General features: G+C 66.7%; 11 protein-coding genes. 9 read left to right on the top strand and 2 right to left on the bottom strand.

The genetic code is table 11. From position 1 onward, the window contains the following. Positions 1-65: 65 nt before the first annotated feature. The 4 genes from E2L08_RS03425 to E2L08_RS03410 all read left to right on the top strand — a co-directional run bounded on the left by E2L08_RS03425 (position 66) and on the right by E2L08_RS03410 (position 2787). A complete protein-coding gene (locus E2L08_RS03425; protein WP_133395654.1) occupies positions 66-800 on the top strand; it encodes a heme ABC transporter permease in 735 nt (244 codons plus the stop codon). Further along, positions 793-942 carry a heme exporter protein CcmD gene (ccmD, locus tag E2L08_RS03420; RefSeq protein ID WP_133395653.1) on the top strand — a complete coding sequence of 50 codons (150 nt, stop codon included), beginning with the start codon at positions 793-795 and terminating at the stop codon, positions 940-942. The genes E2L08_RS03425 and ccmD overlap by 8 nt, the downstream gene beginning before the upstream one ends. Next, positions 935-1486, top strand: a complete 552-nt coding sequence (locus E2L08_RS03415; protein ID WP_133395652.1) for a DsbE family thiol:disulfide interchange protein — start codon at positions 935-937, stop codon at positions 1484-1486. Before ccmD ends, E2L08_RS03415 begins: the two co-directional genes overlap by 8 nt. A gap of 335 nt (positions 1487-1821) precedes the next feature. After that, on the top strand, positions 1822-2787 hold the full coding sequence (locus E2L08_RS03410; RefSeq protein WP_133395703.1) for a putative zinc-binding metallopeptidase: 966 nt from the start codon (positions 1822-1824) through the stop codon (positions 2785-2787). A gap of 69 nt (positions 2788-2856) precedes the next feature. Here the strand turns inward: E2L08_RS03410 and E2L08_RS03405 are convergent, their stop codons facing one another. After that, the gene (locus E2L08_RS03405) at positions 2857-3825 is read right to left on the bottom strand and encodes a glucokinase (RefSeq protein ID WP_133395651.1); all 969 of its coding nucleotides are present in this window, start codon (positions 3823-3825) and stop codon (positions 2857-2859) included. 49 nt (positions 3826-3874) lie between these two features. Continuing rightward, on the bottom strand, positions 3875-5203 hold the full coding sequence (locus tag E2L08_RS03400; RefSeq protein WP_133395650.1) for a GH1 family beta-glucosidase: 1329 nt from the start codon (positions 5201-5203) through the stop codon (positions 3875-3877). A 232-nt stretch (positions 5204-5435) separates the two neighbouring features. Here E2L08_RS03400 and E2L08_RS03395 point away from each other — a divergent pair, with 232 nt between their 5' ends. From E2L08_RS03395 to E2L08_RS03375, 5 genes are all read left to right on the top strand, one after another. Continuing rightward, on the top strand, positions 5436-6803 hold the full coding sequence (locus tag E2L08_RS03395) for an ABC transporter substrate-binding protein (RefSeq protein ID WP_133395649.1): 1368 nt from the start codon (positions 5436-5438) through the stop codon (positions 6801-6803). Positions 6804-6972: 169 nt separating this feature from the next. After that, complete coding sequence (locus tag E2L08_RS03390) at positions 6973-7953, top strand: carbohydrate ABC transporter permease (protein ID WP_133395648.1); 981 nt, start codon at positions 6973-6975, stop codon at positions 7951-7953. Position 7954: 1 nt separating this feature from the next. After that, positions 7955-9106, top strand: coding sequence for a carbohydrate ABC transporter permease (locus tag E2L08_RS03385; RefSeq protein WP_133395647.1), 1152 nt, complete (start codon positions 7955-7957; stop codon positions 9104-9106). A 17-nt stretch (positions 9107-9123) separates the two neighbouring features. Beyond that, complete coding sequence (locus E2L08_RS03380) at positions 9124-10782, top strand: alpha-glucosidase family protein (protein ID WP_133395646.1); 1659 nt, start codon at positions 9124-9126, stop codon at positions 10780-10782. 12 nt (positions 10783-10794) lie between these two features. Further along, positions 10795-11910 carry an ABC transporter ATP-binding protein gene (locus E2L08_RS03375; RefSeq protein ID WP_133395645.1) on the top strand — a complete coding sequence of 372 codons (1116 nt, stop codon included), beginning with the start codon at positions 10795-10797 and terminating at the stop codon, positions 11908-11910. Positions 11911-11918 lie beyond the last annotated feature (8 nt).

The following is an 11918-nucleotide window of genomic DNA, read 5'->3' as shown; positions in this document are numbered from 1 at the left end:
TTGCGCCCCGGCTGCGGCCACGCGGCCCTTGCCCCCGCCTCGGGGCTGGGGATAGACCATCGGCCATGTCGCTGTGGTCCTATGCCAACCCCGTGAAGTTCATGGCCCTTTCGGGCCGCCTGCTTCGCCCGATCGCCGGTCTCGCGGCGCTGTGCCTCGTGGTCGGCCTGACCTGGGGCTTTTTCTTCACGCCCGACGATTACCGGCAGGGCTCGACCGTCAAGATCATCTATCTGCACGTCCCCGCCGCGCTCATGGCCATCAACGCGTGGCTCATGATGCTGGTCGCCTCGCTCGTCTGGATCGTACGCCGCCACCATGTCAGCGCGCTGGCCGCCCGCGCGGCGGCGCCCGTGGGGCTGACCATGACGCTCGTGGCGCTGGTCACGGGCGCGGTCTGGGGCCAGCCCATGTGGGGCACATGGTGGGCGTGGGATCCGCGGCTGACCTCGTTCCTGATCCTGTTCCTGTTCTACCTCGGCTATATCTCGCTGTGGCAGGCGGTCGAGGATGACGACACCGCCGCGGACCTGACCGGCGTGCTGTGCCTTGTGGGTTCGGTATTCGCGGTGCTGTCGCGCTACGCGGTCAACTTCTGGAACCAGGGGCTGCACCAGGGCGCGTCGCTGTCGCTCGACGCCGAGGAAAACGTGGCCGACGTGTTCTATTTCCCGCTGCTCGTCTGCATCGCGGGTTTCGTGCTGCTTTTCCTCGCGCTGGTGCTGGCCCGGACCCGGACCGAGATCCGCGCCCGCCGCCTGCGCGCCCTGACGCTGCGCGAAAGGATGATCCATGCCTGACCTGGGCAAATACGCGGCCGAGGTGCTGGGCGCCTATGCGTCGACGGCGATCCTGCTGGCGGCGCTCGTGGTCCTGACCTGGCGGCGGTCCGCGCGGGTGCGTCGCGCGCTCGAACGGGCGGAGGCGCGGCGCGATGAGTAGGACCCCCTGGCTCGCCATCCTGCCGCCCGCGATGTTCGCCGGGCTCGCGATCCTGTTCTACGCGGGGATGCAGCGCGACGATCCCGATGCGCTGCCCTCGACGCTGGTGGGCCGACTTGCGCCCGCGCTCGATCTCGCGCCCCTGGGCGATCTGCCCTTGCCCGACGCGGCGGCGCTGTCGGATGGCGGCGTCACGCTGGTGAATTTCTGGGCGAGCTGGTGCGCGCCCTGCCGTGTCGAGCATCCTTTTCTCGAGGGTCTCGCCGCCCGCGAAGGGGTCGATATCGTCGGCGTGAACTACAAGGACGCGCCCGCGAACGCGCTCGGCTTTCTCGAAGAGCTCGGCAACCCCTATGTCGCCACCGGCGCCGATGCGCAGGGCCGCGTCGCGCGGGACTGGGGCGTCTACGGCGTGCCCGAGACCTTCGTGATCGACGGCGACGGCATCGTCGTCGCCCGCGTCGCGGGCCCGGTGACGCAGCGCACCATCGACAGCACGGTCGCGCCGGCCATCGCGGCGGCGCGGGATACCGCTAACCCGTGATCCACACCACCAGCGCCAGGGCAAGCACGGTGGTCTCGATCATCGGCAGGGGCCAGGCGATGCGCGTGGCCGCGCTGCGCAGGGCATGGCGCATACGGTCTCTCCGGTTCGTCACCCCCAAGGCTTAGCGGGCCGCATGCCGCGGCGCGAGCGTTTCAGCCCCGTCTGGGCAAGATTTCGCCATTTCGCCGCCCCGGCCGCGTTCCGACCCCACCGCATCGAAACAATCGCCCCGCGCATTGCGCACCGTCACCGGCAGGCGGGTGATAGCGCTGGAACTCATGCGCCGCTGCGCCCATTGACGAGGGCAGCGCGCCCTTTCACCGGACATGCCCATGCAGATTTTTGCCTGCCCTGACTGCGGCGGACGGCTCTATTTCCGTAACTCGGTCTGCGGATGCGGAACGGCGGTCATGTTCGACCCCGAGACGCATTCCATGCGCCTCGCCGATCGCCCCTGCGCCAACCGCGCGCGGATCGGGTGCAACTGGGCGGCGGCCGGGGGCGGCGGGCTCTGCCGGTCCTGCGCGATGACGCAGGTGGTGCCCGATCTCGACGCGGGCGACAATCTCGACCTCTGGGCCGAGACCGAACGCGCCAAGCGCTGGATGCTGGCCAATCTCGGCCGCTGGGGCTGGTTCGGGGCCCGCGATCCGGGGCCGCGCCCGGTCTTTCGCCTACTGTCCGAGCAGACCGCGCGGGGGGCGGCGAATGTCGTCATGGGCCACGCGGCGGGCGTCATCACGATCAACGTGGCCGAGGCGCGCGAGCCGGTCCGCGCCGAACGCCGCGCCGACCTGGGCGAGCTCTACCGCACGATGCTGGGGCACATGCGTCACGAGATGGCGCATTTCCTGTTCACCCGCCTCAGCGGCGAGGCCGGGTTCGCCGAAGGGTTCCGCGCGCTTTTCGGCGACGAGCGGGACGATTACGCCGCCGCACTCGCGCGCCACTACGCCGCGCCCCGTCCCGCCGGGCCCGATCACGTCACCGCCTACGCGACGGCGCACCCGCACGAGGACTGGGCCGAGACGTTGGCCCACCTGCTGCACCTGACCGACCTTCTCGACAGCGCGGGCGCGGTCGGCATGTCGCTGCCCAGCGCCGATCCTTCGGCCGCCCCCGACGCCTATGCCGAGGCCGATACCGCCGCGCTCGTCTCGCGCGCGGTGGCGGTGGCGATCGCGGTCAACCACGTCAATCGCGCGCTCGATCTGCCCGATCTCTATCCCTTCGTGATCGGGCCGGGGGTGGGGGACAAGCTGGCCTTCATCCACCGCCGCCTGCGCCGCGGGGGATGAGGCGCCGCGCCCTCGTTTCTTTGTTTCGATAAATACTCATGTCGGGGCGCCCGCCACGGGCGGCGACGCTCAGGCCGGGCGTGCCTCGTTCATCAGCCCCGCGACATGCTGCGCGCAGCCCGTCAGCGCGGCGTAGTCGTCCTCGACCCCCCAGACGGCGAACCGGTCCATGAAATCGGTGAACCGTCCCTTGGCGCGGAACGCTTCGTCAAAGCCGAAGCGCGACAGGTAGGGGCGGATCGCGTTCGACATGCCGCCCACGAGATAGATCCCGCCAAAGGGCAGGGTGGCCAGCGCCAGGTCGCCCGCGACGCGTCCCAGCGCCTGCACGAAAAGCTCGGCCGCGCGGGCGGCTTCGGGGTCGTCGCCGGTGGCGAGCGCCGCCACGATATCGTGCGACCGCGCGCGCCGCCGCCCCTCGGTCACGAATTCGAGGATGGTCTCGAGCCCGCTGCCCGAGACCACGTTCTCGACCTCGGGATAGCCGCCGCGCCGCGCGGCGAAACGGGCAAGCGCGTGGTCCTCGTCCGTGACCGACGGCAGCGCCATGTGCCCGGTCTCGCAAGGCGGCACGTAGCGGCCGGTTTCGGTGCGAAAGACGGGGACCGAGTTGAAGCCCGTGCCCACCCCGATCACCAGCTTGGCGTTGAGCGGGTCGCCCTCGGGGCCGGGCACGATCGGAAAGAGGCAATCGTCCGCGATATGGTCGAGCGCATGGCCCTGCGCCTGCAGATCGTTCAGCACCGAGACCGTCCGCGCCCCGGTGACGCGCCCCAAATCGTCGCGGTCGAAGACCCAGTCGAGATTGGTCAGCCGCCCGATCCCGTCCATCACCGGCCCGGCCACCGCGACGCAGGCCCCGGCGCAATCGGGGCGGCCGGCCTCGACGAGGAACCGCTCGAGGATATCGGGCAGGCCCGCGAACCCGGCGTTGCGGAACCGGCGGGTCGTGTCGGCCATGACCTGCGGCCCGCGCGCAAGGGCGACGCGGGTATTGGTGCCGCCGGCATCTGCGACGATGGACAGGCCGCGGGTCATCTCGGATCCTCCTTGCCGCGCATGGGGGCTGCGGGCCTGCGGGTGGGCGTCATTTTCGGGCCAGCGCCCGTGCCATCGCCTTGTACGAGTCCTTGGGCGTACGTTTCTGGCTGGCATAATCGACATGCACCAGCCCGAAACGCGGATCGTATCCCAGCGACCATTCGTAATTGTCCAGAAGCGACCACGCGAAATACCCCTTGACCGGAACGCCGTCGTCGATGGCGCGGCGCACCTGCGCGAGATGCGCGTCGAGATAGGCCGTGCGTTTCGCGTCCTTCACCGCGCCGTCGGTGACGCGGTCGTCGTTGGCCAGCCCGTTCTCGGTGACATAGATCGGGATGTCGCGGCTGTAGGCGCCGTGGATGCGGATCAGGAAGGCGTGAAGCCCTTCGGGAAAGATCTCCCAGCCGACCTGCGTCTTGGCCAGCGGGCCGGGGATGTCGTGGTGATGCGGCCAGGGGCCGTTATCGGGCACGATGAGCTTGCGGGTGTAGTAGTTCAGCCCCACCCAGTCGAGCGGCTGACGGATGCCCGCCATGTCGTCCTGCCAGCCCTTGGGCAGATGCCGTTCGAGCCCGGCCAGAACGTCATCGGGATAGGTGCCGGAAAAGATGCCCGAAAGGAAGAACCGGTTGTAGATCCCGTCATAGAGCTTGGCCGCGGCCTGCGCCTCGGGGGTGGCATCGACGGGGGCGGCGTATTCGAGATTGCACACCGCGCCGAGGTTCTTCATCCCCAGATCGCGCATCGTCTCGATCGCGCGGCCATGCGCCAGGAGGACGTGGTGCATGGCGCGTGCGGCGGCGCGCACGTCGCGCATCCCCGGCGCGTGCTGGCCGAGGAAATGGCTGAGCCATGCCACGCACCACGGTTCGTTGATGGGGGCGGCCGACCAGAGGCGGTCGCCGATACGCTCCATCACGATGCGGGTGAAATCGGCGAAACGCTCGGCGATGTCGCGGTTGCGCCAGCCGCCCTGGTCGGCTAGCGGCTGCGGCAGTTCCCAGTGATAGAGCGTCGCGGCGGGCTTGATCCCGCGTTCCAGCATCCCGTCGACGAGGCGGTCGTAGAAATCCAGCCCGGCCGGATTGGCCGCGCCGCGCCCCTCGGGCTGGACCCGCGCCCACGAGGTCGAAAAGCGGTAGACGTCGAAATTGCCGTCGCGCACGAGGTCGAGATCCTCGGGCCAGCGGTTGAGGTGATCGCAGGCCACGTCGCCGTTCTCGGCCCGCACCACGTTTCCGGGGGTCGCGGCGAAACTGTCCCAATGGGTCGGCCCCGCGCCGCCCTGGGCGTGGCCCTCGATCTGGTAGGCCGAGGTCGACACGCCGAAGAGGAAGTCGGACGGGAAATCGGAACGGGTGTGGGTCAGCATGGGGGCTCCGGTGATTGGCCTGTGCCCGGCTGGACATAGAGGCCCGCCCCCCGGCGGTCAAAGCGGCAGGGGCGAGGGCCGCGGGATTGCGGTGACTTTAAGGAAGAGATGCGATGCCGTGGTCGCGCGACGTTTGACTCCTAAGTCTCTTTCGGCAACCGTTGCACGATAAATGCGCTGCCGCCCCAGATCTGGGGGAATGGCAGGCAGACACAACCGGAGGAGTGACCGAATGAAACTGCACCACGGATTGATGACCGGCGCGGCCGTGCTGGCGCTTGGAACGGGAATGGCGTCGGCCCAGTCGGGCGATCTCAAGTTCCCCAAAGGCGAGGGCGCCTTCACCTGGTCCAGCCTCGAGGAATTCGCCTCGGGCCATGACTATTCGGGCCAGTCGCTCGAGATCACGGGCCCGTGGACGGGGGCCGACAAGGCCCTGTTCGATTCGGTCATCGCCTATTTCGAAGACGCCACCGGGGCGGATGTGAACTATTCGGGCTCGGACAGCTTCGAGCAGGATATCGTCATCTCGACGCAATCGAACTCGGCGCCCAACATCGCCGTCTTTCCCCAGCCGGGGCTCGTGGCCGACCTCGCCGCGCGCGGCTCGATCGCCGAGCTCGAGGACGATACCGCGTCTTTCATCGCGGAAAACTATGCCGCGGGGCAATCCTGGGTCGATCTCGCCTCGTTCGAGGGGCCGGACGGGAACACGGGGCTTTATGCCTTCCCCTACAAGATCGACGTGAAATCGCTGGTCTGGTACGTGCCCGAGCAGTTCGAGGAAGCCGGCTACGAGGTGCCCGAGACCTACGAGGCGCTCAAGGAGCTGACCGAGCAGATGGCGTCGGACGGCGTGACGCCGTGGTGCATCGGGCTGGGTTCGGGCGCGGCGACGGGCTGGCCCGCGACGGACTGGGTCGAGGACCTGATGCTGCGCACGGTCGAGCCCGCGGTCTATGACCAATGGACCAGCGGAGAGCTCGATTTCGACGACGAGCGCGTGGTCAACGCGATCGAGGAATTCGGCTGGTTCCTCCAGGACGGCTATGTGAACGGCGGGCGCGAGGCGGCGGCCACGACCGATTTCCGCGATGCGCCGACGGGGCTCTTCCAGTTCCCGCCCGAGTGCTACATGCACAAGCAGGCGACCTTCATCCCGACCTTCTTCCCCGAGGGCACGGTGGTCGGCGAGGATGTCGATTTCTTCTACTTCCCCGCTCCGTCCGAGGGCGATCTGGGCCAGCCCGTGCTGGGCGCGGGCACCATGTTCGGCATCACCGACGACAGCGAGGCCGCGCGCGGCTTCATCGACTTCCTGCAAACGCCCATCGCGCACGAGATCTGGGCCGCGCAGGGCGGTCTGCTGTCGCCCCATAACGGCATCAACGCCGAGGTCTTTGCCAATGACACCGGTCGCGCGCTGAACGACATCCTGCTGAACGCGACGACCTTCCGCTTCGACGGGTCCGACCTGATGCCGGGCGAGATCGGGGCCGGGGCGTTCTGGACGCAGATGGTCGAGTTCACCACCGGATCGGCCGACGCGCAGACGGCCGCCAGCGCCATCGAGGCGCGGTGGAGCGAACTGTCCGACTGATCGCGCAAGGGCGGGGCGGCGTCATCGCACGCCCCGCCCATCCACCTGATTAAATGGTATTTTCCGAAATTAAGGGGTGTTCGTGCGGCCCGCGCCGCGTCATGCTCGGGCCAAACGGGGGGTCGCGCGTCTCGCGCCGCGCGACAGGGCACTTGGGGAGGAGCCTGACATGCCGGTGATCTTGCAGGGGATCGTGACCATCCTGATCGGGGTCGGCGGATGCGTCGCCTATTTCTACCTCTCGAACCTGGTGCTCGACCGGTTCATCTTTCCCGCCAAGGGCGAACAGGCCGGGCGCAACATCAACCGCGCCAATGCCGTGCGCCCCTGGCTGTTCCTGTTCCCGGCGGTCTTCGTGCTCGGGCTCTATCTCGTCTACCCGGTGATCGGGTCGTTCATCCGGTCGCTCTATGGCCGCGAAGCGGGCGATTTCGTGGGCTTCGGCAACTATATCTCGCTTTTCGGATCGCCCGATTTCCAGACGGCGTTCTGGAACAACGTGCTCTGGGCGGTGTTCGTGCCGGCCGCGTCGACCTTTTTCGGGCTTCTGGCCGCGCAGCTCACCGACAAGCTGAGCTGGGGCAACATCGCCAAGTCGCTGATCTTCATGCCGATGGCGATCAGCTTTGTCGGCGCGTCGCTCATCTGGAAATTCCTCTACGCCAACGATGCCGATATCGGGCTCATCAACGCCGTGCGCGACATGCTGGGCTTTTCCGACCCGATCGACCCGCTCCAGATCCCGTTCTGGAACAATTTCTTCCTGATGATCATCCTCGTCTGGATCCAGACCGGCTTTGCCATGGTCATCCTGTCGGCCGCGCTGCGTGGCATCCCCGAGGAAACGATCGAGGCCGCCATCCTCGACGGGGCCAACCCGTTCCAGCTCTTCTTCAAGATCAAGGTACCGCAGATCATGCCGACCATCGTCGTGGTCTGGACAACGATCACGGTGCTGGTGCTCAAGGTCTTCGACATCGTCTACACGATGACGGGCGGCAATTTCGGCACCGAGATCCTGCCCAGCTACATGATGGATTTCATGTTCCGCGACGACGGTCGCGCCACCGCAATCGCCTTTGTCATCATGATCGTCGTCCTGCCGGTCATGGTCTGGAACATCGTGCAGGCCCGCAAGGAGGTTCGCTGACATGGACGGTATGGCCGGACACAAATCGTCGCTATCCTGGGCCACCAACATCTCGGTCGTGGTGCTGGTGCTGCTGTGGTTGATCCCGACCATCGGACTGTTCGTGTCCTCCTTTCGGGAACGCGACCAGATCTCGGCCTCGGGCTGGTGGGAGGCCCCCTTCGCCGTCGAGATCACGGCACGCGGCCGTACCGCGACCGAGGCCACGCCCGAGGGCGACCTGTTCGTCGTCACCGGCAATATCTATGACGACCCGGAGGCGGGGAGTTTCTTTCCCAATGGCGGCGGCGAGATCGTGGCCTTCGGGACGCGCGGCGTCGATCCTTCGGAGTTCGAGGCCGGGACCGTCGCCGATCTGGGCGATGGCGAGACGCTCGTCATCAACCCCGATGGCAGCTACGAATACCGAACGCCGGAGGAGCCGGGCAGCCGCGGCCAGCGCGTGTATTTCGCGGCCGCCAGCCCCCCGGCCTTTACGCTGGACAATTACCGCAACGTCCTGACCGCCGACAACATGGACCGCGCCTTCATCAATACACTGACGGTGACGATCCCGGCGACGATCATCCCCATCCTCATCGCGGCCTTCGCGGCCTATGCGCTGGCCTGGATGGATTTTCCGGGGCGCGGGCTCTTGATCGCCATCGTCGTGGGCCTGCTGGTCGTGCCCTTGCAGCTTGCGCTGGTGCCGATGCTGAACCTGCATAACGCCATCGGCGTGGGGCAGAGTTTCCTCGGCATCTGGTTCGCGCATACGGCCTTCGGGATGCCGCTCGCCGTGTATCTCTTGCGAAACTACATGGTCGGCCTGCCACGCGACATCATCGAAAGCGCCAAGGTCGACGGGGCCACCGATTTCGAGCTGTTCCTGCGGATCATCCTGCCGCTGAGCTTTCCGGCGCTGGCGGCATTCTCGATCTTCCAGTTCCTGTGGACGTGGAACGACCTGCTGGTGGCCAAGGTGTTCCTGCCCTCCGACGATGCCAGCAAGGTCATGACGGTCAAGATCGCCGACGACCTGCTGGGCTCGCGCGGGGGGGATTGGGGCATCCTCGCGACCGCCGCCTTCGTGTCGATCGCGGTGCCGCTGGTGGTGTTCTTCGCGATGCAGCGGTTCCTCGTGCGCGGCCTGCTCGCGGGTTCGGTCAAGTAAGGGATCAACACCCACATATGTCGTTTCTCGAAGCTTCGTCGGACGCGCCCAGGTCGGCGCTGAAGCGCGACCCCGACTGGTGGCGCGGCGCGGTGATCTATCAGGTCTATCCGCGCTCGTTCCAGGACAGCAACGATGACGGGATCGGAGACCTGTCGGGCATCATCCACCGGCTGGGCTACCTGCGCCGGCTGGGGGTCGACGCGATCTGGATCTCGCCGTTCTTCCGTTCGCCGATGCGCGATTTCGGCTATGATATCTCGTCGTTTCGCGACGTCGATCCGATGTTCGGGTCGATGGGCGATTTCGAGGCGCTGGTCCACCAGGCGCATCGGCTGGGCATCCGGGTGCTCATCGACCTCGTGTTCAACCACACCTCGTCCGAGCATGACTGGTTCAAGGAAAGCCGCTCCTCGCGCGACAATCCCAAGTCGGATTGGTATGTCTGGGCCGACCCGCGCCCCGATGGCACGCCCCCGAACAACTGGCTCTCGATCTTCGGCGGCCCCGCCTGGGAGTGGGATTCCGAGCGGATGCAGTATTACCTGCACAATTTCCTGACCGAGCAGCCGGACCTGAATTTCCACTGCCCCGAGGTGCAGGACGAGTTGCTCGACGTGGCGCGGTTCTGGCTCGACAAGGGGGTGGACGGGTTCCGCCTCGATGTCGTGAACTTCTACTTCCACGACGCCGATCTGCGCGACAACCCCGCGCTGCCCGTCGAATACCGCAACGACAACACCGCCCCGTCGGTGAACCCCTACAATTTCCAGGATCATCTCTACGACAAGACGCGGCCCGCCAACCTCGCCTTTCTGCAACGCCTGCGCGAGGTGATGGACGAATATCCCGACATCACCAGCGTCGGCGAGATCGGCGAAAGCCAGCGCGGGATGGAAACGCAGCGCGACTATACCTCGAACGGTCGGCTGCACATGGCCTATGATTTCGATTTCCTCTCGGGGGTGTTCCCGTCGGGGTCGCGGATCGGCAAGGTGCTCGAACGGTTCGGCCGCGTCGTGACCGAAGGCTGGGCCTGCTGGGCGTTCTCCAACCATGACACGGTGCGATATCCGACGCGGTGGGGGCTCGACGACGCGCAGATCCGGCTCTACGCGGCGATCCTGATGACGCTGCGGGGCACGGTCTGCCTCTACCAGGGCGAGGAACTCGGCTTGGGCGAGGCCTACGTGCCGTTCGACGAGCTTCAGGATCCCTACGGCAAACGGTTCTGGCCCAAGTTCCGCGGGCGCGACGGCTGCCGCACGCCCATGCCCTGGACGACCGAGCATAACGGCGGCTTCTCGGACGGGCGGCCGTGGTTGCCGGTCGCGATCGAGCATGTGGAGCAGGCCGTGTCGCTCCAGGATCGCGACGCGGGCTCGGTTCTGAACTTCTACCGGGCCTTCATCGCCTTCCGCAAAACCCTGCCGGTCCTGTCCAAGGGCGATTTCACGGTTGTGCAGGCCGATGACGAAGTGCTTTCCTTTATCCGCGACGATGGAGAGACCCGCGTGTTCGTGGCCTTCAACCTCGCAGAGGCGCCGTGCAAGGTGGCCCTGCCCGAGGGCGACTGGACGATCCGCGACGATGCCCCCTTCGAGCCGGTGCCCGAAGGCTGCGAAATTCACCTGCCGCCGCGCCATGGCGCCTTTGCGACGACGGCAGCACATTGAGGGAGCGGAGACATGGCTGATCTCAAGCTGACGGACGTGGCCAAGGCCTATGGCAGCGTCAAGGTCCTGAGCGATATCAATCTCGACATCAAGAAGGGCGAGCTGATCGTTTTCGTCGGCCCCTCGGGCTGCGGGAAATCGACGCTCCTGCGGATGATCGCGGGGCTGGAAAAGATCACGGGCGGCACGCTCGAGATCGACGGCAGGGTGGTCAACAACGTCCCCCCCGCGCAGCGCGGCATCGCCATGGTGTTCCAGAGCTACGCGCTTTATCCGCATATGACGGTGCGCGACAACATGGCCTTCGCGCTCAAGATCGCCAAGAAATCCAAGGAAGAGATCGACGAGGCCGTGAGCAAGGCCGCGCGCATCCTCCAGCTCGAGCCCTATCTCGACCGCCTTCCCAAGGCGCTGTCGGGCGGTCAGCGGCAGCGGGTGGCCATCGGCCGCTCGATCGTGCGCGACCCCAAGGTGTATCTCTTCGACGAGCCGCTCTCGAACCTCGATGCCGCGCTGCGCGTGGCCACCCGGATCGAGATCGCGCAGCTCAAGGAACAGATGCCCGACTCGACCATGATCTACGTCACCCACGACCAGGTCGAGGCGATGACGCTGGCCACGCGGATCGTCGTGTTGGCGGGGGGCGGGATCAGCCAGGTCGGCTCGCCCCTGGATCTCTACGAACGGCCGCAGAACGAGTTCGTGGCACAGTTCATCGGCTCGCCCGCGATGAACCTATTTCCCGGCGAGATCGTCGAGACCGGCGAACATACCCGCGTCAAGCTCGAGGGCGGCGGAACGGCGCTGTCGCATTACCCCAGCCGCGACAGCGACAAGGGCGCGCGGGTCAAGGTTGGCGTCCGCCCCGAGGATTTCGCCGAGGCCGGGCCGGACGGATATATCTTCGAGGGCAAGGTGGATATCGTCGAGGCCCTGGGCGAGGTGACGCTGCTTTATTTCGAGACGGGTGAGGCGTCTCTCGACGACAAGGAAAAAGGTGACGCGGCCGTGATCGCCAAGTTGCAGGGCACCCATTCCGGGCTGCGGGGATCGACCGTGCGCCTGACCGCCGAGCCCGACAAGGTGCATGTGTTCCGCGACGGCACGTCGCTTTTGTACCGCGATTAGCGAAATCT

This window comes from Palleronia sediminis, assembly GCF_004358695.1.
Taxonomy (GTDB): domain Bacteria; phylum Pseudomonadota; class Alphaproteobacteria; order Rhodobacterales; family Rhodobacteraceae; genus Palleronia; species Palleronia sediminis.
Note: the sequence above shows the minus strand (reverse complement) of the source record. Positions and strands in the feature narration are given on the sequence as shown.

Coding starts and splice junctions, on each gene's coding strand:
- E2L08_RS03380 (WP_133395646.1), top strand. CDS start 9,124: ATGTCGTTTCTCGAAGCTTCGTCGGACGCGCCCAGGTCGGCGCTGAAG.
- E2L08_RS03410 (WP_133395703.1), top strand. CDS start 1,822: ATGCAGATTTTTGCCTGCCCTGACTGCGGCGGACGGCTCTATTTCCGT.
- E2L08_RS03425 (WP_133395654.1), top strand. CDS start 66: ATGTCGCTGTGGTCCTATGCCAACCCCGTGAAGTTCATGGCCCTTTCG.
- E2L08_RS03390 (WP_133395648.1), top strand. CDS start 6,973: ATGCCGGTGATCTTGCAGGGGATCGTGACCATCCTGATCGGGGTCGGC.
- E2L08_RS03400 (WP_133395650.1), bottom strand. CDS start 5,203: ATGCTGACCCACACCCGTTCCGATTTCCCGTCCGACTTCCTCTTCGGC.
- E2L08_RS03375 (WP_133395645.1), top strand. CDS start 10,795: ATGGCTGATCTCAAGCTGACGGACGTGGCCAAGGCCTATGGCAGCGTC.
- E2L08_RS03415 (WP_133395652.1), top strand. CDS start 935: ATGAGTAGGACCCCCTGGCTCGCCATCCTGCCGCCCGCGATGTTCGCC.
- ccmD (WP_133395653.1), top strand. CDS start 793: ATGCCTGACCTGGGCAAATACGCGGCCGAGGTGCTGGGCGCCTATGCG.
- E2L08_RS03385 (WP_133395647.1), top strand. CDS start 7,955: ATGGACGGTATGGCCGGACACAAATCGTCGCTATCCTGGGCCACCAAC.
- E2L08_RS03405 (WP_133395651.1), bottom strand. CDS start 3,825: ATGACCCGCGGCCTGTCCATCGTCGCAGATGCCGGCGGCACCAATACC.
- E2L08_RS03395 (WP_133395649.1), top strand. CDS start 5,436: ATGAAACTGCACCACGGATTGATGACCGGCGCGGCCGTGCTGGCGCTT.